Origin of the sequence: Streptomyces cinnamoneus (assembly GCF_014650495.1) — a bacterium.
Taxonomy (GTDB): Bacteria; Actinomycetota; Actinomycetes; order Streptomycetales; family Streptomycetaceae; genus Streptomyces; species Streptomyces cinnamoneus.
The window spans coordinates 182,417-203,367 of the sequence record NZ_BMVB01000005.1 but is presented as its reverse complement, the minus strand read 5'-3'; the positions used below and the strand labels follow the sequence as shown (position 1 = coordinate 203,367).

Annotated in this window: 18 protein-coding genes and 3 pseudogenes; 10 read left to right on the top strand and 11 right to left on the bottom strand. The window is 69.1% G+C overall.

Annotated elements, in window-relative coordinates; all coding sequences use genetic code 11:
• Positions 1-5 precede the first annotated feature (5 nt).
• Positions 6-314: pseudogene (locus IE182_RS32425) on the top strand (transposase); the annotation flags it as partial.
• A gap of 340 nt (positions 315-654) precedes the next feature.
• Positions 655-1,317, top strand: a complete 663-nt coding sequence (locus IE182_RS09785) for a hypothetical protein (RefSeq protein ID WP_229844691.1) — start codon at positions 655-657, stop codon at positions 1,315-1,317.
• Between the two features lie 419 nt (positions 1,318-1,736).
• On the opposite strand, the gene IE182_RS09780 is transcribed toward IE182_RS09785, so the two are convergent.
• Positions 1,737-3,059 (bottom strand): RICIN domain-containing protein, encoded by a 1,323-nt coding sequence (locus IE182_RS09780; protein ID WP_190109304.1) that lies wholly within the window; start codon positions 3,057-3,059, stop codon positions 1,737-1,739.
• 246 nt (positions 3,060-3,305) lie between these two features.
• Positions 3,306-4,079 carry a meso-2,3-butanediol dehydrogenase gene (gene budC / locus IE182_RS09775; protein WP_190109303.1) on the bottom strand — a complete coding sequence of 258 codons (774 nt, stop codon included), beginning with the start codon at positions 4,077-4,079 and terminating at the stop codon, positions 3,306-3,308.
• Positions 4,080-5,198: 1,119 nt separating this feature from the next.
• Between budC and IE182_RS09770 the strand changes: the two genes are divergently transcribed.
• Positions 5,199-5,735, top strand: coding sequence for a GNAT family N-acetyltransferase (locus IE182_RS09770; protein ID WP_229844690.1), 537 nt, complete (start codon positions 5,199-5,201; stop codon positions 5,733-5,735).
• Positions 5,736-5,768: 33 nt separating this feature from the next.
• Here the strand turns inward: IE182_RS09770 and IE182_RS31960 are convergent.
• Positions 5,769-5,867 (bottom strand): annotated as a pseudogene (locus tag IE182_RS31960) (sulfite oxidase-like oxidoreductase); the annotation flags it as partial.
• A 189-nt stretch (positions 5,868-6,056) separates the two neighbouring features.
• Positions 6,057-6,437: a winged helix-turn-helix transcriptional regulator gene (locus tag IE182_RS09765; RefSeq protein WP_190109301.1), complete on the bottom strand. Its 381-nt coding sequence runs from the start codon at positions 6,435-6,437 to the stop codon at positions 6,057-6,059.
• Positions 6,438-6,548: 111 nt separating this feature from the next.
• On the opposite strand from IE182_RS09765, the gene IE182_RS09760 reads away from it, so the two are divergent.
• A complete protein-coding gene (locus IE182_RS09760) occupies positions 6,549-6,956 on the top strand; it encodes a RidA family protein (RefSeq protein WP_190109300.1) in 408 nt (135 codons plus the stop codon).
• A 78-nt stretch (positions 6,957-7,034) separates the two neighbouring features.
• On the opposite strand, the gene IE182_RS09755 is transcribed toward IE182_RS09760, so the two are convergent.
• The 5 genes from IE182_RS09755 to IE182_RS09735 form a co-directional block, all read right to left on the bottom strand.
• Positions 7,035-8,003, bottom strand: a complete 969-nt coding sequence (locus tag IE182_RS09755) for an alpha/beta hydrolase (protein ID WP_190109299.1) — start codon at positions 8,001-8,003, stop codon at positions 7,035-7,037.
• 253 nt (positions 8,004-8,256) lie between these two features.
• Positions 8,257-8,988, bottom strand: a complete 732-nt coding sequence (locus tag IE182_RS09750) for an SDR family oxidoreductase (RefSeq protein WP_190109298.1) — start codon at positions 8,986-8,988, stop codon at positions 8,257-8,259.
• A 252-nt stretch (positions 8,989-9,240) separates the two neighbouring features.
• Positions 9,241-10,455 (bottom strand): cytochrome P450, encoded by a 1,215-nt coding sequence (locus IE182_RS09745; RefSeq protein WP_190109297.1) that lies wholly within the window; start codon positions 10,453-10,455, stop codon positions 9,241-9,243.
• 34 nt (positions 10,456-10,489) lie between these two features.
• Positions 10,490-11,884 carry an NAD(P)/FAD-dependent oxidoreductase gene (locus IE182_RS09740; protein ID WP_190109296.1) on the bottom strand — a complete coding sequence of 465 codons (1,395 nt, stop codon included), beginning with the start codon at positions 11,882-11,884 and terminating at the stop codon, positions 10,490-10,492.
• Positions 11,874-12,101 (bottom strand): ferredoxin, encoded by a 228-nt coding sequence (locus IE182_RS09735; RefSeq protein ID WP_190109295.1) that lies wholly within the window; start codon positions 12,099-12,101, stop codon positions 11,874-11,876. The genes IE182_RS09740 and IE182_RS09735 overlap by 11 nt, the downstream gene beginning before the upstream one ends.
• Positions 12,102-12,226: 125 nt before the next feature.
• Here IE182_RS09735 and IE182_RS31955 point away from each other — a divergent pair.
• A pseudogene (locus IE182_RS31955) lies at positions 12,227-12,403 on the top strand (transporter); the annotation flags it as partial.
• 196 nt (positions 12,404-12,599) lie between these two features.
• Complete coding sequence (locus IE182_RS09730) at positions 12,600-13,394, top strand: alpha/beta fold hydrolase (protein ID WP_190109294.1); 795 nt, start codon at positions 12,600-12,602, stop codon at positions 13,392-13,394.
• Positions 13,395-13,991: 597 nt separating this feature from the next.
• Here the strand turns inward: IE182_RS09730 and IE182_RS09725 are convergent.
• Positions 13,992-15,449, bottom strand: coding sequence for an eCIS core domain-containing protein (locus IE182_RS09725; RefSeq protein WP_190109293.1), 1,458 nt, complete (start codon positions 15,447-15,449; stop codon positions 13,992-13,994).
• Positions 15,450-15,791: 342 nt separating this feature from the next.
• Between IE182_RS09725 and IE182_RS32730 the strand changes: the two genes are divergently transcribed.
• The 4 genes from IE182_RS32730 to IE182_RS09705 all read left to right on the top strand — a co-directional run bounded on the left by IE182_RS32730 (position 15,792) and on the right by IE182_RS09705 (position 20,208).
• On the top strand, positions 15,792-16,106 hold the full coding sequence (locus IE182_RS32730) for a group II intron maturase-specific domain-containing protein (RefSeq protein WP_190109292.1): 315 nt from the start codon (positions 15,792-15,794) through the stop codon (positions 16,104-16,106).
• A 495-nt stretch (positions 16,107-16,601) separates the two neighbouring features.
• On the top strand, positions 16,602-18,044 hold the full coding sequence (locus tag IE182_RS09715; RefSeq protein ID WP_229844689.1) for a Ppx/GppA phosphatase family protein: 1,443 nt from the start codon (positions 16,602-16,604) through the stop codon (positions 18,042-18,044).
• The gene (locus IE182_RS09710) at positions 18,041-18,664 is read left to right on the top strand and encodes a UbiX family flavin prenyltransferase (protein WP_190109291.1); all 624 of its coding nucleotides are present in this window, start codon (positions 18,041-18,043) and stop codon (positions 18,662-18,664) included. The genes IE182_RS09715 and IE182_RS09710 overlap by 4 nt, the downstream gene beginning before the upstream one ends.
• A gap of 851 nt (positions 18,665-19,515) precedes the next feature.
• Positions 19,516-20,208 carry a neutral zinc metallopeptidase gene (locus IE182_RS09705; RefSeq protein WP_190109290.1) on the top strand — a complete coding sequence of 231 codons (693 nt, stop codon included), beginning with the start codon at positions 19,516-19,518 and terminating at the stop codon, positions 20,206-20,208.
• 24 nt (positions 20,209-20,232) lie between these two features.
• Here the strand turns inward: IE182_RS09705 and IE182_RS09700 are convergent, their stop codons facing one another.
• Positions 20,233-20,820 (bottom strand): hypothetical protein, encoded by a 588-nt coding sequence (locus IE182_RS09700; protein ID WP_190109289.1) that lies wholly within the window; start codon positions 20,818-20,820, stop codon positions 20,233-20,235.
• Positions 20,821-20,951 lie beyond the last annotated feature (131 nt).

Genomic DNA, 20,951 nt, shown 5'->3' with positions numbered 1-20,951 from the left:
TTGTCGGCGGCCTCGGCGCGGGCGAAATGCACCTGGCTGCTGACGGTCGCTGCCGCCCGCTGTGCTTCGTCCTCACGCCCGGACAGGCCGGCGACGCATCCGCCTTCGGACAGGTCATGGCCACGATCCGGGTGCCGCGGCCCGTCGGAAGACCGCGCGTCAGGCCGGACGCGGTCCTGGCCGACAAGGCGTATTCGTCGCGCGCCGTCGTCCAGCCGCTGCCGCAGGCCGCCCCGGCGCATGCACGCGCGAATGCCCGGCTCGTAGCTACCGCTGCGTTGTTACTTCGTATCGGACGTGTATCGGGCAAGTAACCGGGTGAGGCTGCCCCGGGGCCCGGGCCGTACGAGCCGGTGACGGCTTCGGGTCCGGACCGGAGCCCATGATCCTGGGGGAGAGACCATGAGCCGTAAGCGCACCGCAGTGATCGTCTGCGTCGCCACGAGTGGAGCACTTCTGCTTTCTGCTTGTGGCGGAGACGATAAGGGCAGCTCCGCACCCGCTTCTTCGGCTGCAGCCGCGGCGGGCCAGGGCAAGTCTGCTGACGGCAGTCCGTCGGCCGGGCAGGGCCTGAGCCTCCTCGGCGGCACCGCGAAGGCGAACAACGCCCCGCCCAGGACGGGGGACTGGGCGAACGAGCCGGGAAAGCCGGCGGTGAAGCCGGAGGCACAGCAGTGGGTGCAGCTGTCCGCGTCGAAGGCCGGTGCGCTGAACCCGGTGGTGGTCAACGGTGCCGGATTCACCCTCTATCGGTTCGACAAGGACACCGCGGACCCGTCGAAGTCCACGTGCAACGGCGAGTGCGCGTCGACGTGGCCGCCGGTCGTCGTCGCACCGGGCGGCAAGGTTTTCCTCGACGGCGTCGACAGGTCGAAGGTCGGCACCGTCAAGCGGGACGACGGCACCCTCCAGGTCACGGTCGGGGGCTGGCCCGTCTACCGCTTCAGCAAGGACGCCAAGCCCGGCGAGACCAAGGGTCAGGGCGTCGGGGGCACCTGGTTCGGTGTAGCCCCCGACGGAAAGAAGGCGGGCGTCGGCGTTGGCAACACCGGCAGTGGCAGCCCGCAGCCCAAGCCCGCCACCAGTGTTGTTCTCTTCGACGACCGGAACTTCGGCGACCCCTCCCAGGGCCTGGCCGGCAAGGGGTGCCAGAACGTGGCCCGGGACAACGTCGCCTCCTCCCTCCAGGCCCAGGGCAGTCTGAAGATCTGGTCCGAGCGGAATTGCACGGGCAAGTCCAAGGTCGTCAACGGTGATGTGTCCGACCTTGCGACCATCGGATTCGACAACGCCATCTCCTCGGTCTTCTTCGGCTGACCGGGGCATGAGCCTGCGGTGCGTGCGGGCCCTGATGGCCGACCCGAGAGGCTGAGGGAGGCCATGGAACCGAGCTGCCCCGAGCGCGAGGCGGTCGGGGCAGCCGGGGCTCGCCGGCCGTGTGGCCGGGGACGTCGGTGTGACCGATGGCGCCCCGGCGGAGAGCGATGGAGATCGCCTGTCGGAAGCCGTGGGTGTCGACCTCGCACTTTCGGCGGTCGTCGCCGGGGCCGCTGCGATCGCGGTCCGAGGAGCCGGTGGTGAGCTGGGGGATGCGGTAGCGGCCCGGGATGGCCGGGGCGTATGGGAAGGCGGTGCCGCCGGCTGACGTTCGGACTCAGGCGCATGCCCCCCTTCCGGACCATTGCGGTCTTGAAGCGGCATGGAGGCGGCGAGTGCCGCGCTCCTCGCCCACGGGATCAGAACTGCGGGTGGAGGTAGAACGTCTCGTTGACCGCCGGAGTGCCGTTGGGGTTCGTCTGGTAGGGCCACTGGATGACCCAGGTGCCGTCGCCGGTGCCGTTTCCGCGGATGTTGGCGAAGCGGTGGGTGCCGTTGTTGCGCAGCACGGTGAGGTTCGGGAAGCGCGGTTCGGGGTGCTCCAGGGTGAAGTTCTGGGTGTCGCGCGCGTATCCGCCCGGCAGTGGGGCGCCGTCCCAGTTGTGGCAGTCCCAGATGTTCAGCCAGTCGCCGTCGCCGCTGGCCTGACCACGGTTGACGTCGAGGCACTTGCCGCTGCGGGCGCTGACCAGCTTGTACAGCGGTTGTCCGGAGTCACCGTTGCGGCCGACCGCGCGGAGCGTCCAGCGCTGGTTGGCGGCGCCGTTGGCGTGGTAGGTGATCACGTGGGTGCCGTTGGCGGTGTTGCCGCGGTAGACGTCGAGCAGGCGGTCGCTGTTGTCGGCATGGACGGTGAACTGCCGTGGCCCGGCCGCGGCCTGCAGGGCGCTGAAGCCGACGGGCCAGTGGTCGCTGCCGTAGTTGGGGTTGACCGTCGCCTGCCAGTTGTCGGTGTCGACGTTGGAGACCATGTAGTCCAGCTCGTTGCCGTTCTGCTGGGTGGCCTGGCCGCCGTTGTAGATCAGTCCGTTGCCGGGCATGTACCGGTCGGACTGGAGGTCGCCCGGGGCGCGGTTGTAGTCGCCCAGCACCGCCCAGTTGCCGACGTTCTGCTGGAAGGCGGTGTCGGAGACGCGGCGTACCAGATAGGCGGCGTCGTTGGGCCTGCCGCCGTTGGAGGCGGCATGGATGGAGGCGAACATGATGTTGTCGCCGGTGTTCGTCACGGCCAGGGCGGAGCGGTAGGCGCCACCGATCTCCTGCACGCGGTTGGGCACCCACGAGGTGACGATGCCCAGGTTCCGCGACCGCTGGCGCAGGATGTACAGGTAGCGGTAGGAGCCGCCGCCGATCGGCCACAGATACGAGGTGACGTTTCCTGTCTGTCCGTCCTGGACGGCTCCGGCCGGCGGTCTGTTGGGCACCTCCTGGAGCGCCACCACGTCGAAGGTACGCGCCAGGGTGCGTACCCCGTCCCAGCGGGTGGTGCCGACCTGCATGTTCCAGGTGGCCATGCGGTGCGTGTCCGGCGGGGCGGCGGCCGCGGGGCCGCCGCCTGCGACCAGTAGGCCGAGGGCGAGCAGACCGGCGGCGAGCAGTGCGCCCAGGCGGCGTAACCCGTTTCCCGGGGCCCTTGAGGCGGGCGTGGAAAACCGGCTTCTTCGGGTGAATGAGAAAAACATGCCCGGCAGTGTCTCACTCAACTCCGCGTAAATACAGGGTGGTTGAGGAGCGGCTGGGCCGGCGGATCTCGTTGACCCGCTCGGGCGGCGCGAGGACCTCCTGCGGCCCGAGCAGTCCGTCGGGGGAATGCCTCGTTCTGCTCGTCGGCGTGGACCACCCCCAAGCGAATCGGTAGGCCCGGCAGTGTCACGGAGGCCGCCGGGCCGGGGCGGCCGAGGCCCGGTCCGGCGTCCGCGTGCGGTTACTCAGAACATGCGCGGTTGACCGCTGGACGCACTGAGCCCGCCGTCCACGGGAATGTGGGCGCCGTTGACGAAGCGGGCGTCGGGGCCGGCCAGGAAGGCGATGACATCGGCGACCTCGGAGGGCTCGGCGGGGCGCTGCATGGGGATGCGCTGACGGAATGCGGCGATCATGTCTTCGTTCTCGATGACGGGCGCGGTTACCGGGGTGCGGGTGAGACTCGGGTGCACGGCGTTGACGCGTACGCCCTCGTGGCCGTGGTCGAGCGCCATGGCGTTGGTGAGGTTGACCAGTGCCCCCTTGGCGGCGTTGTACGCGGCCAGGCCCCAGTCCCCGCCGAGCCCGGACGCCGAGCCGACGTTGACGATGCAGCCACCGACGCGCCGCAGAGAGGGCAGCGCGGCCCGCGAGGCGAAGAAGACACTGTCGATGTCGACTGCCATGACGTGACGCCATGTGGCGGTGTCGGTGTGCTCGACGGTTCCGGGCACGCCGATGCCGGCGTTGTTGACGAGCACGTCCAGCCGGCCGTATTCCGCAGTCACGCCCGCGATCAGCGCGTTGACCGAGGACTCGTCGGAGACGTCCGCGACCCGCGTGACCATGGTCGAACCAGTGGGTGCGGCGGCGGCAGCGTGCTTGAGTTTGTCCTCGGTCCGTCCGGCGGCGATCACCGTGGCGCCTTCGCGCGCGAAGCGGTGCGCGGTGGCGGCGCCGATGCCGGATCCACCGCCGGTGACGATGACGACCTTGCCGGCGAAGCGGTTCTCGTCCACGGCAACTCCCCATTCATTGGTGTTGATGTGTCACAGCGGCGAACTCCGGATTCCCTGCTCAAGTAAGCCCGGGAGGGGCAGAAGGCGCAATGGGCGTCTCCGTCCGGTGACCCTCCGCTCCTGCCTGTCCCAGCGAGTGCCATCGGGGCCGACGCTCCGGAGTCCGGTGCTGACACGGCGGGCCCGATTGAACGTTTGGACGAGCCGGACCGAGGTTCGTGGCCCGCCGAGCGGTGCAGAGGATTCCGGCATGGGTGACGACACGATCAAGCACGCGGCGGAAACGGCCCGCTGGAGCGCAACGGCCTGGTGGGGCGCGTTGCGCCGAGGCGCCCCCGCGCGTCGACTACGCCCTCACCGAGGCCGGCACGGCCCTGCTGGTCCCCATCCGCGCGATGGGCACCTGGGCCGTCCGCTACGCGGACACCGTTCCTGGCCTCACAGGATCGCTTCGGCGCCTGCTGATACGGCAATGGTCTTTGTGGTATCGACGACCTGGAGTCCCGCGGACTCCCTTCCCGTCGCCCGGACCCCAAGGACCGTCGCGCATGCCTGCCGTCGCTCACCCGCTCATCCGCTCACCACGCAGGGATGCCGGGCTCCGCGACCCGGTCCATCAGCCAAGACCGCCCAGGTCTCTGAGGCACTTCCGGGCACTTCCGCAGGTGAGCCGGATGGACGAGGGCGGGCGGCGGGACGAGCCTCGTCGGTGGCCCGCAAGCGGACGGCCATACCCCGGCTGGGGTGGCGATGTACACAAGAAAGGATTGCGTCCGCTGGAGCACCTGGCCCGGGAGACCTTGATCTGCGCACGGGCATGCGAGTCCTCGACCTCGGCTCCGGTAGGGGCGCGCCACGTCCGTCTTCCTCGCCGGGGATTCGACGTGGACAGCCCGCCCGGCCCAGGCGAGCGCTGACAGACACCCCAGCCTGAGCTCGGAGCTCTCCGCCCGGCCTGTCAGAGTTACCCTGGCGTGCGAAAAGCGCGCGAACGTGACGTCAGCTCAGGGAGGTTGATGAATATGGCCGTCAACGGCCTTTCTCAGCATGCCCTTTTCCGGTCCGCGCGCTGAAGCGACGCGACGCGGTCCGGGTCGTTCCAACGACCAGGAGTCACACGTGCATTCCTCCCCTTCCAAGGACCTCACCGAGCTGACCACCGAGCGCCTCGTCCTGCGCACCTGGACTGCGGCCGAGGCCCTTACCGCCCTCGACTGCGAGGACAGCTCCCGGCCGGCTGACTGGGCCGCGGACTTTCCCTCCGAAGGCGACGGCGTCATCGTGAGCCTCCTCGGTGACAACCCCGCCTGGCTCGGCATGTACGGCCACCGGCTGATCATCGAGCGGGACAGCGGCCTTGTCGTGGGCTCGATCGGCCTGTTCTGGCCGCCCGCCGAGGGGGCCCTCGAACTCGGATACGGCGTCGTCGCCTCCCGGCGCGGCCGGGGCTACGCCACCGAAGCCACACGGGCGCTCGCTGACTTCGCCCTCGCTGCGCCAGGCGTCCACACCGTGACCGCCGGCGTGGAACTGTCGAACCCGGCCTCCGTCCGCGTTCTGGAGAAGGCCGGCTTCGAGCGGTACGACACCACCCCGGCCGAAGGCGCCACAGGCACAGCCCGTTTCAGAGCCACACGGCATAACCTCGGGAAGTAAGAGCCCGGTGGGCCGGCGGCGCACCGCCGCCGGCCCACCGGATTGATAGCCGCGTTCCACCCAGAAGCCGCGCCGGTCCTGGGTCATGCACTCGATGCCGCGCAGCCACTTGGGGCCCTTGTAGCCGTACAGGAGACCTGCAGCGTCCACCGGTCCGGGCGGGAAACGGGGCACTGGCCCGTAGTGCGAGACCGGCCAGCCCTTTGCCAGGAGCTGCCCGTGCGCTTCGACCGACGCACCCGGGACTACTACGCACTCCGCGCGTCCGGTCTTGCCCTCCTCGGCGCGGGGCCTGGGGGCGGCATGCGAGTGGTCCACCCGTCAGGCTTCGAAGCGGTGACGGGAGGCTTCGATGTGACCGAGGTAGTGGTGGGTCCAGTTGCACAGTCCGTCGATCGTCACCCGCAGGGCTTGGCCCGCCTCGGTGAGGGTGTACTCGACCCGCGGTGGCACGACGGGGTGCACCGTCCGTTCGATCAGGCCGTTGCGCTCCAGCATGCGCAGGTTCTGGGTGAGCATCTTGTGGCTGATGCCCTCGATCTCGTTCCGCAGCTCGCTGAAGCGCAGGGTGTGTCCACCGAGAGACTCGATGATCAGGAGTGCCCACTTGTTGGCGATGTCCGAGAAGATCTCCCGCGCCAGGGAGTCCGCACGCCTGAGGTCCGCATCCTCTGGCGAGCCGCTGAACTGCTTGGTCACCATCAGGTTCCCCAGTCACCGAAAAGTGCGTTCTTCCATGTCGGCGGCCACTCTCCTACGGTTTCTGAGTAACTGCAAGAGAGCGGCTCTCGCAGCAATGGAGGAAGGCGCAGCATGGCCATCACCCTCGTAAACCCCAGCGGGTTGCCGGAGCTTGACGCCTACCGGCAGGTCTCGATCGCGACCGGGTCGAAGCTGGTCTTCATCGCCGGGCAGGTCGCCTGGGACGCGGACGGTGTCGTGGTCGGCGAAGGCGACCTCGCCGCTCAGGTCGAGCAGTGCTACCTCAACATCGGCACCGCCCTGACCGCGGCCGGCGGTTCCTTCGACGACGTGGCGAAACTGACCGTCTACATCGTCGACTGGACGCCCGACAAGATGCCCCTGCTCTATGAGGGGATCACCCGGGCGGCCGCGAAGCTGGGCGTGACCCCGGTACCGCCGGCCACGCTGCTGGGCGTAGCGGCACTGGATGTACCCGAGCACCTGGTCGAGATCGAAGCGACCGCCGTCATCGACTGAACGAATGCTCTTCGCACGGGAACTGTCTGAGGCAAGGGCATCTGCTTGAGGCTACTACGCACCGCATTCTGGCAACGATCAGCCCTGCGCTGTTCCAAGGGCGTTGCGCAGGAACGCCGTTGCCTGGTCGATGGCTCCGCGGGCGGCTTCGGAGTGACTCAGCGAGTTGAGCATCATGAAGTCGTGGACCGTGCCGTCGTAGCGCACCGTGGTCACCGGAACGCCGGCTGCTCGGAGCTTCGCGGCGTACGCCTCGCCCTCATCGCGCAGCACGTCGGCTTCGTCGACGATCAGCAGGGCGGGCGGCAGGCCGGAGAGTTGCTCGATGGTGGCACGGTTGGGAGATGCGGTGATCTCCGCGCGTTGGTCCGGGTCGGTCGTGTAAGCATCCCAGAACCATTCCATCAGCTTGCGGCTCAAGTAGTAGCCGGTGGCGAATTGGCCGTAGGAACCGGTGTTCATGGCCGCATCCGTGACCGGGTAGTACATCGACTGCTGTACGAACTTGACGTCACCGCGTTGCTTGGCCATGAGGGCGAGTGCGGCGGTCATGTTCCCGCCGACCGATTCCCCGGCCACTGCCATGCGCTGTGCCTCCAGCCCCTTGGAGGCCCCCTCGCGGGCGATCCACTGCGCGGTGGCGTAGCCCTGCTCGATGGCCACCGGATAGTGCGCCTCCGGCGACGGCGTGTACTCCACGAAGGCCACTGCCGCACGGGCGCTGACCGCCAACTCGCGTACCAGGCGGTCGTGGGTACCGGCATTGCCCAGCACCCAGCCACCGCCGTGCATGTACAACACGACGGGCAGTGTTCCGGTGGCGCCCTGCGGCTTGACGATGCGTACCCGCACATCACCCACCGCTGCCGGGACCGAGACCCACTCCTCGTCGACCGGTAGCTTGTCGACCGGAGCGGCCTGGAGGTCGTCGAGCACCTTGCGCGCTGCGGTCGGGTCCAGCTCGTACAGGAACGGATGGTGCGAGGTTGCGTCAGCGAGCTCCTGTGCCTCGGGCTCAAGGACAATTGAGGCGGCTCGACCAGCCATGGGAATACTCCCTGGAGCGCATCGTGACGAGCGCAGGGCGCTGAAGAGCGCCGCGCTGCGCTCGGGCTGCGGAGCGGTGGGCCAAGCCTCCGCCCTTGTTCAAGCCCCTGATGGGTGTATATACCCATGGTAATCGCCCATGCTCCGCAGATGCATTTCCGGGGAACCGCCTCATCCGTCCCGTGCCGGGTGCCGCCTGTTCATTGTTCGGCATGTCCGGCATGGCGAGGTCTTCAGTGGTGGGCCCGCCGGGTCAGGCGAGCCAGTCGGTGTAGTGGGTGGGGGCGATGCGTGCGTCGCCCTTGGTGATGAGCACATCGCCGTCAACGGCGGCGAACATGCCGGCGGTGTCGTCGGTGACGACCGTGCGGCCGTCGGGTCGGGCGTTCAAGGTCATCCGGCCGAGTTCATCGAGGGGACGGACGTCGGGCCCGCCGATGTTGAGGGTTGCGTTCAAAGGGGTACCGGCGGCGACTTCGGCGACGGTGTCGGAGAGATCCTGGGCGGCGATCGGCTGGAGTGCGGTGGTGGGCAGGCGGACGGTGTCGCCCTCGGTCGACCAGGACATGACGGCGGCGATGAACTCCATGAACTGGGTGGCGCGGACGATCGAGTAGGGGATCGGACCGGCCTTGAGGATGTCTTCCTGCAAGACCTTGGCGCGGTAATAGGCGAGGTTGGGCACCTGGTCCGCGCCGACGATCGAGAGGATGACGAAGTGCCCCACCCCGCCCTTGTGGCCGGCGGCCAGGAGGTTGTCCATCGAGGTCTGGAAGAAGGCGGGAGAAGCATCGTCGAAGGTCGGGGAATTCGTCAGGTTGACGACGCCGTCGGCTCCGGCCACCGCCTCCTCCACGCCCCGGCCGGTGATCACGTCGATACCTGTAGACAGCGAGTGCGGCACGGCCTCGTGCCCGGCGGCGTTCAGCTTCTTCACGACCTGCGACCCGATCAGACCGGTACCGCCGATGACGGCGAATTTCATGGGTCACCTTTCGTTGTGTATCGATAGGTCAATATGCGTCCAGATTGAGGCAATGCAGTGCATGGCGCATGCTGGCCGGTGTGCTCCTGGGCATGCCGGTGACCCCGCGCGCTTGGAGGCGGACCTGCCGTGCAGCGCGAGATCGGCACCGGCACCGAAGACGTGGCCGCCGTCACCGGTCGGCACACGCATGGAACGGCCGCACACGCCCGTGCCGAGTGGCCCGGGCACAACGCCGGCGCCCTTGCCGGTTCAGGCGGCAAGGCCGTCGATGGCCACGGGAAGGTGGTGGGGGCCACGCAGGACGGGGTTGGCGCGGTAGGGCGGCGGGTCCGCCGTCAGCCGCGGATTCTTGATTCGCCGGAAGAGAAGGGGCAGGGCCAGCTGCGCCTCCATCCGGGCCAGCGGGGCGCCGAAGCAGTAGTGGATGCCGGTGTAGAACCCGAGGTGCTGGTTGTCCTCGCGGTCGGGGTCGAACCGGTCGGGATCCTCGAAGCGCTTCGGGTCGCGGTTGGCCGAGGCCAGCAGAAGCCAGACCTGCGCACCCTTGGGGATGGTGGTGCCGGCGATGTCGATGTCGGACAGGGCGGCGGTGAAGGGGATGAACTGGACCGGCGGTTCATAACGCAGCACCTCCTCGACGAGCGGGACGACCAGGCCCGGTTCGGTCTGGAACCGCTTGAGGATGTCGGGGTGGCGCAGCAGCGTGAGCGTCGCGTTGCCGATCAGGTTGACGGTGGTCTCGTGGCCTGCGATCAGGAGCAGCATCGAGGTGGACACCAGCTCCGCCGTCGACATGCTGCCGTTGGAGCCGGTTTCCTGGGCGAGCGAGCCGAGGATCCCGCTACCGGGGTGGCGCCGCTTGGCCTCGATCAGGTCGGACAGGTAGGCGCCGAGCTCGCGGCGTGCCTCCTGTGCCTTTTCTTTCCCTTGGCTGGGGTCGAGGCCGGACGCCACGGTGTCGGCCCAGCCATGGAAGCGGGGTTCGTCCTCGCGTGGCACGCCGAGAATCCTGCAGATGGCTGTGACGGGAAGGGGGTAGGCGAAGTCTTCGACGACGTCGACCTCGTCCTTGCCTTCGAGCGCGTCCAGCAGGCCGGTGATGATTTCGGCGATGTCATCCCGCATGTCGTGGAGGAACCTGGGGCTGTGCGGGGGGCCGAACGGCCGCATCGTCGTGTTGCGCAGCCGGTCGTGTTCCGGCGGGTCGTGGAAGAGGAAGCTGGGCGGCAGGTTCGTGTCCTCCTCGGCCACGGCGGGGCCGCCGGCGCCCGGGGCGCGGTTGCGCAGGTCGTTGCTGAGCCGCGGGTCGTTGGCCAGGCTCCGCACCTCGTAGTACGTGCTGACCAGGTAGGTACCGTCGTCCTGACGCGTGACCGGCGACTTGCGCAGTGCAGCGTAGAGCGGGTACGGATCGGCGCGATTCGCGAAGTCGGTGATCTGCGCGGACATGGTGCCGAGGGCCATGGTGTCTCCCTGTGGTGGCGGTCCGGGGCGAGGGTCAGGCACGTGGTGCGGTGAACTGGACGCCCCGCTCGGTCGGTGAGTGGCCTGTCAGGGTGACGGTCGGCTCGTGGGTGGGAAGGTGGGGGTCCGGGAAGGCTGGATCAACGGGCTGCAGCGCGTCGGTGCGGCGGTCCACCATGGCGTAGTCCGGCGGGAACGATGCTCCGGTCTCAATCTGCTGTTGATAGAACCCGAGCCACTTTCCCGAGTCGAAGGAGGCCGCGGCGATCACCCGGCCGCGATACCCGTACACCGCGACGAACCGCCCCTCGGCGAGCGCGCCCTGGGCTATGACCAACTGGTCGCCCATCGTGGGCACACCGACCGACTTGATGTTGACGCCGAACTGGACGGACCAGAACATCGGCACCCACAGGTGCGGGCGACGGTCCGGGCCCGTGCTGACCATGTTGTGTGCCGCGACCTGGGCCTGTTCCACCGCGTTGCCCCAGTGCTCCAGTGAGAGGAACTGGTAGCCGAACAGCGGATGGGGGCTGCGGGCGACGTCACCGGCGGCGTAGATGTCATCAGTGACGATGCCGTTGACGTCGAACACCCGGCACCCGGCGTCGCAGGCGACGCCCCTGGGGCCGGCCGCCAGCCCGGAACCGGCGAGCCACTCGGTGTTCCGGATGGCGCCGAGGGATACCACCGCCACGTCGACGTCGATCGCCGATCCGTCGGACAGGTGGGCACGCCGGAGCCGCCCCGCCTGGTCGCCCTCCAGCGCGGTGACGCTGACACCGCAGCGCAGATCCACTCCGTGATCGCGCTGCAGCCGCGCCGCCGCCGCGGCGACCACCTCGCCGAGGGCGCCCACCAGCGGCGCTGGGGCGCGTTCGGCGACGGTCACCTCCACGTCTCGCTCCCGGCAGACGGAGGCGATCTCGGAGCCCGTGAAACCGGCGCCGATCACCAGCACCCGGCGCGGGCCGGCAGCGAGTTTCCGGGACAGCCGAGCGGAGTCGTCGCGGGTACGCAGCACGAAAACCCCGTCCAGCGCCGCCTCCTCCGGATGGAGCCAGGGCCGGGCCTTGGTCCCGGTCGTGATCAGCAGGCGGTCGTAGGGAACGGCGTCGCCGTTCACCAGGCGTACGTGCTCGGCGGCCCGGTCCAGGCTCGCGGCGGCCGCACCGAGACGCCATTCGGCGTCGATGTCGCGTTTGCGCGGCAGCGCGGTGTCCTCGGCGGGCTCCATCCCCAGCAGCACCTGCTTGGACAGCGGGGGCCGGTCGTACGGCTCGTACGGCTCGTCTCCGATCAGCGTGAGCGACCCGGTGAAGCCCAGGTCACGAAGCGTCTCCGCCGCGCGCAGGCCGGCCAGCGACGCACCGACGACGACGATCCGGCCCTTTCGGCGGAGAGCCTGGACATCGGCGTCAGCCGACATGGCCCTCTGCCCCCTTGGCCGGTTCGTCGGAGTAGTCGACGAGAACGGCCTGGACCGGGCAAGCAGCCGCAGCCTGCTCCACTTGGTCACGCAGTCCCTCGTCGAAGCGGGAGGTAAAGAACAGCGCCTCCCCGCCGTGCAGGACGAAGACGTCCGGGGCGAGGAAGGCGCACTGCGCGAATCCCTGACACCGGTTGAGATCGACGACAAGCCTCATCTGGAACCCCGCTCCATGCTCGGGCCACGATGACCGCAGGCTCCGCAGCCTCTCTGCGCTCGGTTCGCTCGAAGGGTCGGCATGCCCTTCTTCAGGATCAGCTCGGCGGGAGGGCCTCGCAACACGAGTCGGCCGAGGCGGCCGACGAGGTGCTGCTCGACGTCGGGGACGGTGTCACCCGCGTCCAGCGCAAGCAGTACACCGCCCAACGGCGGCTGCGGAACTTCGCCCGCGTCTGCCTGCCGCAGCAGACCAGGCTCCTCGTCTACCTCAAGATCGACCCGAAGGGCGTCGACCTCGTCACGGCTCAATGTGCCTTCGAGGGTGCACCAGTGGCGTCCCTCGGCCTGGCTGACCGCTACGGCCGTGCCCGGTCCGGCGGCGCGCAGGGTTCGGGCCTTCTTGCTTCCGGCGGTGGTCAGGAAGCAGGTCCGGTGTTCCGGCCCGAAGTCCTTCTGGGCCCTCAGGGTCGCACGGACAATCGATTAGGGTGCGGCCATGGTCCTGGGACATCTGCATACACATCGCTATGGCGCTCCTGCGGCCGGCCCGCTGCTGGCTCTGCATGGGATCCAGGGGCACGGCGCGCGGTGGCGACGGCTCGCCGAGCGGCATCTGCCCGGCTCGTACGTCATTGCTCCCGACCTTCGTGGGCACGGACGCTCCGACTGGAGCCCGCCGTGGAGCGTGGAACGTCATGTGGCGGATGTGCTGGCAGTGATGGACGACCTGGGGCTTCCCCAGGTCGACGTGGTCGGGCACTCCTTCGGAGGACTGGTTGCCCTTCACCTTTGCCGCACGGCGCCGGAGCGTGTAGGGAGGCTGGCACTCCTGGATCCGTCGGTCGGCCTCGCCCCTCACGGGCTGCACGAGCAGGCTCGCCGGACGATGACGACATCGTCGTTCGCGGGGTGCGACGAGGCGCGTGCGGATCGGAAGGCCGCTTGGCCGTACGCATCCGCGGAAGCGGTGGACGACGAAGTCGCCGACCATCTGACCGAAGAACCGGACGGTCGCCGGCGGTGGCGGTTCGACGCTGCGGCCGTTGTGACCGCGTGCTCCGAAATGGCCGGCCCGCCGGTGTTTCCTCCACCCACAGTGCCCACACTGCTCGTGATTGCCAAACGTTCCGGCTTCGTCCGTCCGGAGTACGTCACAGATTGCCGAGCGGTTCTGGGTGACCGTCTCATCGTCGCTGAACTGGACTGCGATCACATGCTCTACCTGGAGCGGCCACGCGAGGTCGGCGCTCTGCTCCGGCAATTCCTCGCCGGTGATCCGATGAGTATCTGACTCGGCGATCAAGGGGCAATAGCGTCAGCGCGGGCACGTGCGTACCGATCACTTCCCGCGCCGTATCCGCGGGTCAGATGTCCGGGGTGGCGAGTGAGCTCGTTTCACCGTTGAGCTGTAGGCCACAGGGCTGGCGTGGGCGGCGGCAGGGATGCTCAAGCTGGTCGTGGGCGCGGTCGACGGCCCGGGGCCCCTGGCCCTGCATGCAGGTTGCTGGGGTCAGGACGCCGACGCGCGCGGATGCACTCGTTCCGGCGATTGCAGCGAGCGAAGGCGGTGGCGACATCGGTGTAGTAGCGGGCGCGGCGCTCGATGCCGCGGAGACCAGGTGCAGCTGGACGGTCGTGGGGCTGAACCCGCCGCCGTGGTCCCGCAGCACGGTGGCCGGGCCGAGCCTCTTGGCGATCGCGGTGGCTTCGCCGGTCGGCTCCCGCATGCCGACCGCGTCGCCGAAACCCACTCTCTGCTGGTGCGGCCCTCGAGTGCGGTTGCAGGGCGTGTGCCGGGCGTGAAGGCGCGCGATGAGCTCATCCCAGCCAAACGGGCCAGGCCGTGTCCGGACGCAGTCGGCTCGGGGGAGAAGTCTCGGGGCGAGGCTCAGGGGAGGGTGAGCGGCTGCGTCTTGTCCCCGGCCGCGGGCGCGGGCCTGTCGGGGTGGACGGCGACCAGCCGGGCGCTGCCCTGCGCGTAGGCGCTCTCCCGGCCGTGGAACCGGTAACCGGACTCGATGAGCTGGAGGATCTCGTGCCCCAGCATCGCCTGGGGGCCGCCTTCGTCGGCTGGCTTGCTGCTGTCCCAGAGCGCGCTGTCGCCCAGTTTCTGGATCTCCTGCCAGAAGTTGCCCGCGTGGAGCTGCCCGCCGGTCAGCATGCCTTCGATCTGCGGACCGAGGCTGGTGACGATCTTGAACACGGCGCGCTCCGCGATGCCTCCGTCCATGAAGGCGTAGTTGACGGGAACGGACCACTTGGTGGTGTTCAGCCGTCGGCCCATCCGTGCATCTGCGGGCAGCCGGTCCCCGGCCTGGGGCTTGCCTTGCTGGTACGTGGCCCACGGGCCGGTGTCGCCCGTGCGGCCGAGGACAAGCTTGCGCTTCGCGTCGAGCGCCGCCGCCCGGGTGTTCGCCATCGTCTCCGACGAAGTAGTGGTCAGATCAGCGCGAATGGCACCCTCCAGGGCGACCACCAGATCCGCCTTGCTGCGCCTCTGGGGCGGGCCCACCAGGTTCTCAAGGTGTTCGAACGAGTCGTTGAGGTCCGCGTTGTTCATGAGCCATTTGACGTTTCCGCGATTCTTCTGCCAGGTGTCGTAGTCGGTGAGGTACTGGTCGAGGTTGCTCTCCGCCTGGGCGACCAGCCTCCTCACCTCGTCGTCGATCTTGGCCGGGTGATGCATGCACTGGACGACGCCCGTCCCCCTGGAGACCTGCGTGGCCTGTGCGGGCGGGTCCACGGCAACAGGGGCGGTGGTCGCGGGGCGGCTCATCACCCGGCGGGCGTTGGCCTCAGCCTCGCGCTCGAACCGGTCCGACGGATCGCTGACGCGCAGCCCGTCGCCCCGGTCGGTCCCGGCCACCGGCCCCGAGCGCTGCTGGAGGACATGAGTCAGTTCATGGGCGAGGGCGTGCCGGTCGATGCCGGAGGCCCCGGCGACGATATGGCTGCCGGAGGTGTAGGCCGCGGCGCCGAGTTCGGCGGCGGAAGCCCGGGCGGCGGCGTCGGTGTGGATGCGCACATCAGAGAAGTCCGCCCCGAAGCGCGCCTCCATGTCGGCGCGGCTCCGGTCGTCGAGCGGCCGGCCGCCGCTGCGCAGGACATCGTGCACGGCGGAGAGCTGCGCGGCAGGCTGCCGCTCCTCCCCGTGGCCGTGCCGATGCCGGTCCTGGGCGGCACCGGAGGCGCCGGCCCGGCGCATCATCTGGACCACGGCGGCGTTCCCGGCCGAGCGCTGGAGGGCAAGCAGGGCCTCGGCGGGCGCCACCGCCCGGGCCGGGGAGGTGCGTTCCACCGCGGCGTCCCGCCTCTTCGGCGCTCGGCTGCTCGATCGGTCGTGCATGAAGGTCCCTTCCGACGCCGGTCGTCTGCCCACCCGGTATACCTGAGCGGGCTGACGCCCCGCCAGGTGGCGGGGCAGGCCCCTCAAGAGACGGACGCCGCTGCCCGAATACCCCCCTCGCCACGCCCGCCCCGGGCCCTCGCCGAGGGCCCCCGCCGCGGCTACGTGCCGTGCGCGTCCGGCAGGTCGGCTGGTGCGGAGCTGCACCCCGAGAAGTCCGGAATCACCTGTCGCACCCGAGGCAGGCAGGGCTTCGCATTCCTCGGATTTCACCACCGGAAAGTGGAATCGTAGAAATGGCGAGGCAGGTTCCACCTGCAACGCCGGCCCTCGGCCAGAGCGATGCGCGTGTTGAGGGACAAGGTCCGCGCGGCGACCGCCCACTCGAAGACCGAACGGCCTGTGCCCGCCGTGGTTGCCGACCTCAACCCCGTGTTGCGGGGCTGGGCAGCGTACTTCCGCAACGGAAACTCTGGGCGGGAGTTCGATGCGGTGGACGGCTATGTCCACGAACGGCTGGCAATCTTCGCCAGCCGGAAGCACAGACGGCGGGGCCGGAACTGGACCACCCGGTCCACCTACGGGTGGATCACCCGGCTCGGGGTCTGCCGCCTCACCGGAAACGTGCACCGGGCGACGGCGTATGCCAGTCGGTGAGCGATGCCGGAAAGCCGTGTGCGGGAGAACTGCATGCACGGTTCGAAGTGGCGGGCCTGGAAACGGAGCGGAAGCCACCGCGCCATTCAGCGTGCGGTCAGCACAGGCGGTCTCATCGGAGCCCTTCCTTCGCCGGAGTCCTGGGCGCGTGTGGCCGGAATGTACCGGGGGCGCCATGCAGGCTGTTGAGGCGGGGTGACCGCTGGGTAGGGACCAGTGCGCTACTGGTTGCCCGAGCTAACGCACGCCTTCCGTGTTCCCCAGCGCCGAGCTCGACCCCACCCGCCGCCATTTCGTCGCCGCCGGCCCTTACCGCTTTACCGCCTTACCGCCTTACCGCCTTGCCGCACTTGCTGTCCTCGGTCCGGGATATCCGACCGGACACGCGTCAGGGATCACGTCGGGCGACCACCAAGCCTCTCGGACAGAGGCCACCATCGGAGACACCGCCGTAGGAGCGCCCTCATGAACGCCCCGGCTGGAGGAGTGATTCGTATGCCGCATGCCTACTACTGCGCCAAGTGCAAGAACGAGGAGACCGACCCCCGTGAGGCCGAACGCCTCGCAGACATCCTCGGGTTACCCCTGTGGCTACCCAAGGACAAGGCCGGTTCGTTCGGATTCCCCGACGGCGCCTTGGCCTGTCAACGAGCCATTGACGAAGCCGATTGCGTCATCTGCCGGCCGCCGATCGGCCGTGATTGCGCCTGGGAACTCGGCTACGCCGCGGGCACCGGGAAGAAGATCTACGTCATCGGTTCCCTGCCGGAGGACGACTGGATGACCAAAATCGACATCCACTACGTCGACCCGGCCGCCTTGGCGCCCCGCTCCCGGCGGCCTCGTACCGGCGGCGGGCCGGTCGGTGTCCCGGCTCTTGCAGCACAGGACCGAATAGGCGACGGCGGCGCATCGCGCCGTCGGCCTCCGCCGTCCGACCGCGCATGTACCAGGGTGGCGGCGATCGACTGCGGCACCAACTCGATCCGGCTCATCGTGGCCGATCTGCCCTCGGCGGAGCGCGGCCCGGCCGCCCGGATGGTCGAGGTGGTGGAACGATTCGACATCATCCGCCTGGGGCAGGACGTCGGTCGCACCGGGAGACTGGCGCGGGAGGCCGTCGACCGAGCGAGAGCGGTCCTGGACGACTACGCGGCGCTGATCACCGCGTTCGATGTCGAGCGCGTGCGGATGTGCGCCACCTGGGTCTCGCGCGGCGCCGTCGACGGCGAGGAGTTCCTGACCCTGGTGCGCGACACGCTGGGCCTGACGAGCGAGGTGCTGTCCGGCCGACAGGAGGCTCACCTGGCCTTTGCGGGAGTCACCCGCGCTCTGACCGGCGGGGTCAAGGCCCCGTACCTGATGGCCGACATCGGCGGTGGATCGACCCAGTTCGCCCTCGGATCCGCGGACGCCGAGCATGCCGTCTCCGCCGACCTCGGGTGCGTGCGTATCGCGGAACACCATCTGCTCACGGATCCGCCGACATCGCAGGAGGTCGCCGCGGCCGAGCGGGCCATCGAGGCCGAGCTCGACGAGGCGTTGGACGCGTTGCCGGGGTGGCAGGACGCGACCCTGATCGGGGTCTCCGAAGCGGTCACCACCGTGGCGGCGATCGCCTGGGCAGGGTCGGCCTCCTCGCCCGGACACCACCCCCGATACCTGACCTACCACGAGGTGGACCGAGTGGTGACCGATCTGCTGGGGACCACGGCAGCGCAGCGGTCCCGGATCCCCGGCATGCATCCGGGCATGGTGGATGTGATCGTCGCGAGCGCGCTGGTGGTGCGCGCCACGATGAAGCACACCGGCAAGGAGACGATGGTCGTCAGCCGGCACGGACTCCTGCACGGCATCGCCTGGTCGCTCGGCGACCGGCCGCCGCACACCGCTTCCCCCGCGGCCGCCGTGATCGACGGCGGAAAGGTGCGGCCGTGAACATCGTCGTCGGCATGACCGGCGCGTCGGGGGCCATCATCGGCGTGCGCACCCTGCAGGCGTTGCGGGCCCTGGAGGTGGAGACCCATCTCGTGCTCACCCGGTGGGGGCGTGCGCTGGTGGAATACGAGACCGAGTACACGGTGCAGGATCTGCGCGAGACGGTCGACCATGTTCATGGGCCCGGGGACCAGGCGGCCGCGATATCCAGCGGGTCGTATCCGACCGACGGGATGATCATCGCTCCGTGCAGCATGAAGACGCTGGCCGCGATCCGGGCGGGGTACGCCGAGGATCTCGTCGTACGAGCGGCCGATGTCACGCTCAAGGAGCGGAGGAAGCTCGTCCTTGTGCCCCGTGAGGCGCCGTTGAACGAGATCCACCTGGAGAACATGCTGGCCCTGGCCCGTATGGGAGCCTTGATCCTTCCTCCGATGCCGGCCTTCTACCACCACCCCGAGACCATCGACGACATCGTCATGCACCTCGTGGCCCGCATCCTCGACCACTTCGGCCTCGAACTCCCCTCCGCCTTCCGCTGGCAGGGCGGCCTCAGCAGACCCCAGGTCGAGATCGCGACGGACCCGGCCGCCGAAACACATGCGGACGCGCCCGCGTAGCAGGACACCCAGTCAATCCAGTGGATGCAGATCGGGCAGGGTAGATTTCGCCGACCGCCAGGGCGGCGAAATCTGCGTGGGCTGCTTCGGTGACCTCGGGTATGACGGGGTCTTCTCACGTCCGGCAAGCGCCAGGTAGCTGCTGATCGCGCGCGGGATTCAGGTCGTGGCCGCATCGGTGAGCGGCCACCATGCCTGGCAGACCCGGATATTGCGCTACACCAGCGCATCGCAGGTTCTGCCCAGTTCCGGACTCGGTCGCTTTGACGAGATCCTGCCGGCGCAGCGCCACCGGGGCCCGCAGATCCAAGGTCGCGTCGGCCTCGGCCAGGGGTGTCCGATGGGGCCATGGTCGGTTCTCAGTCGTTCCGGCGGGTGTCGTTGTCCGTGATGCTCAGCACGACAAGTCTCCGACCCGGTCGCTAGCGTGAGGGCAAGTGAGGAGCACACATGCCCGGGACCGCACCCGAGGCCGAAGCGACCGATCCGGGACTCATCCCTTCCACCGAGGTCAGGCCCGAGAGCATGGGCATACTCAGCCTCCGCTGCGTGGATGGTCAGCCCCAGCTCGTCATCAGCGGCGGGGACCGTCGTTCCGACCGGGCTCACGGTCGTGGACGGCGCAGTACAGGACATTGCCGCGTACGCCCTGGGCGTGGGTTGTGAGGGCGGTGACGGGCCTTCCGGGCTTCCGGCTGCGCATTTCTTCGTATACGACGGCGGGACGGCCGAAGGCTATCGTGAAGGTGTCTTCGTCTCATGGCGGTCGGGCCGGAATTGCCGAGGTATGGGCAAGGCGATGCACGGCAGTCCGCCTGTCGGGGCGCGGCGTTCGGGGGTTGGAGGAAGCCGTGGCCCAATACCGCAACTGGCTGATGGCCGTGACGATATGCCTGCCCCTCGCCCTGACCGGCTGCTCGGACGCTGCCGCGGCTGACAAGTCGGTCGCCGCCGCCGTCGGCAAACGCGGTGCGCGGTCCGCCGCCCCGGACTCCGACACGGCGTGGATGTCAGAGGCCAAGGACGCCGTGAACGTCGTGAACGACTTCTGGCAGAAGAACTGGAACGCTTACTTCACCGGCGCCTACACACCACCACGGGTCGCCGGCACCTACACGCCGGGCAGCCCGGGTGCTCCGGCGTGCGGAGGTGAACCGGCGCCTCCCGACAATGCCTTCTACTGCCCGGCAGGGGATTTCCTCGCCTGGGACGGCAAGCTGATGCGCGACGGATATGCCCAGGGGGACTCCTGGGTCTATCTGGTCATCGCCCACGAATGGGGACACGCCGTTCAGAACCGGGTCCTGGGACTGAAAGCCGTGGCTCAGGAACTCCAGGCGGACTGTCTGGCGGGGGCGACCCTCTTCGGCTCCGACAATCTGCGATTCGAGCCGGGTGACACCGAGGAACTGTCGGCCGCCCTCACCGGGCTCGCCGACGCGACGCCGTGGACCAGTTCCCAGGACCACGGCAATGCGGAACAGCGGATCAGCGCCTTCAACCGCGGCGGCCAGGGCGGGGTGAAGGCATGTCTCCCGGTGTGAGGGGAGCACCCTCGCCGCTCCAGGTCACCCCCAGAGAACCACCTTGAGCGTGATCGACTGTGGCAGGGGCATGGGATCCGCGGAGACGATCGAGAACGCCGCGACCCGCCCCTCGGTGGTGTTGAAGCAATACGTGCCGCCCATCCCGTTCCCCCGGAGCGCGTCGATCCAGACAGGCCCCTTGGGGACGCTGGACGTGAGTCGCTTCTCGCACGCGGAGCGGGTCAGGCCGTCCGCGTCCCCGGGGATCTCGGCGGCGTGGCCGCTGAGGACCACGATCTTGGGTGAGGTCTGGTAGTCGCCTCGCAGGTCGTCGTCGACGCCGGCGCGTACGGGCTTCGCGGTGTCGAGTTCTATTCCCTCCTGTGACGGCACGTTGAGCGACAGGGGCAGCGTGACGGGGCCGCGCCACCGTTCCTTCGCGGACGTCGAGGGGCGCTTGCTCGCGGTCGGGTCCCCGGACGTCGTGCTGTCGGACGAGGACTCGTCGGACCGCGACCGCGTGGACGACGGCTCCGCGGTCGGCGGCGGTTGCGGGCCAGACGTAGGCGTCGGATCCGGCTTGAAGAACCCGATGAGCGCCGCGGTGACGGCGCCGAGCGCTCCGATCACCGCAGCGGCGATGACCCCGTTGCGTATCCGGTGCGGCTCTTCCCCCGACGGCCCCGAGGGCCCCGGGGGTATGGGTACGGGAGCTCCCCCTGCACCCGGCTGCCCGTCCCCCGCCCCCTGCGTCATGCCAA

Excerpts from the sequence above, each read along its gene's own strand:
- IE182_RS09780 (WP_190109304.1), bottom strand. The coding sequence starts at position 3,059 with ATGTTTTTCTCATTCACCCGAAGAAGCCGGTTTTCCACGCCCGCCTCA.
- IE182_RS09765 (WP_190109301.1), bottom strand. The coding sequence starts at position 6,437 with ATGGTGACCAAGCAGTTCAGCGGCTCGCCAGAGGATGCGGACCTCAGG.
- IE182_RS09760 (WP_190109300.1), top strand. The coding sequence starts at position 6,549 with ATGGCCATCACCCTCGTAAACCCCAGCGGGTTGCCGGAGCTTGACGCC.
- IE182_RS09755 (WP_190109299.1), bottom strand. The coding sequence starts at position 8,003 with ATGGCTGGTCGAGCCGCCTCAATTGTCCTTGAGCCCGAGGCACAGGAG.
- IE182_RS09750 (WP_190109298.1), bottom strand. The coding sequence starts at position 8,988 with ATGAAATTCGCCGTCATCGGCGGTACCGGTCTGATCGGGTCGCAGGTC.
- IE182_RS09745 (WP_190109297.1), bottom strand. The coding sequence starts at position 10,455 with ATGGCCCTCGGCACCATGTCCGCGCAGATCACCGACTTCGCGAATCGC.
- IE182_RS09740 (WP_190109296.1), bottom strand. The coding sequence starts at position 11,884 with ATGTCGGCTGACGCCGATGTCCAGGCTCTCCGCCGAAAGGGCCGGATC.
- IE182_RS09735 (WP_190109295.1), bottom strand. The coding sequence starts at position 12,101 with ATGAGGCTTGTCGTCGATCTCAACCGGTGTCAGGGATTCGCGCAGTGC.
- IE182_RS09730 (WP_190109294.1), top strand. The coding sequence starts at position 12,600 with ATGGTCCTGGGACATCTGCATACACATCGCTATGGCGCTCCTGCGGCC.
- IE182_RS09725 (WP_190109293.1), bottom strand. The coding sequence starts at position 15,449 with ATGCACGACCGATCGAGCAGCCGAGCGCCGAAGAGGCGGGACGCCGCG.
- IE182_RS32730 (WP_190109292.1), top strand. The coding sequence starts at position 15,792 with ATGCGCGTGTTGAGGGACAAGGTCCGCGCGGCGACCGCCCACTCGAAG.
- IE182_RS09715 (WP_229844689.1), top strand. The coding sequence starts at position 16,602 with ATGCCGCATGCCTACTACTGCGCCAAGTGCAAGAACGAGGAGACCGAC.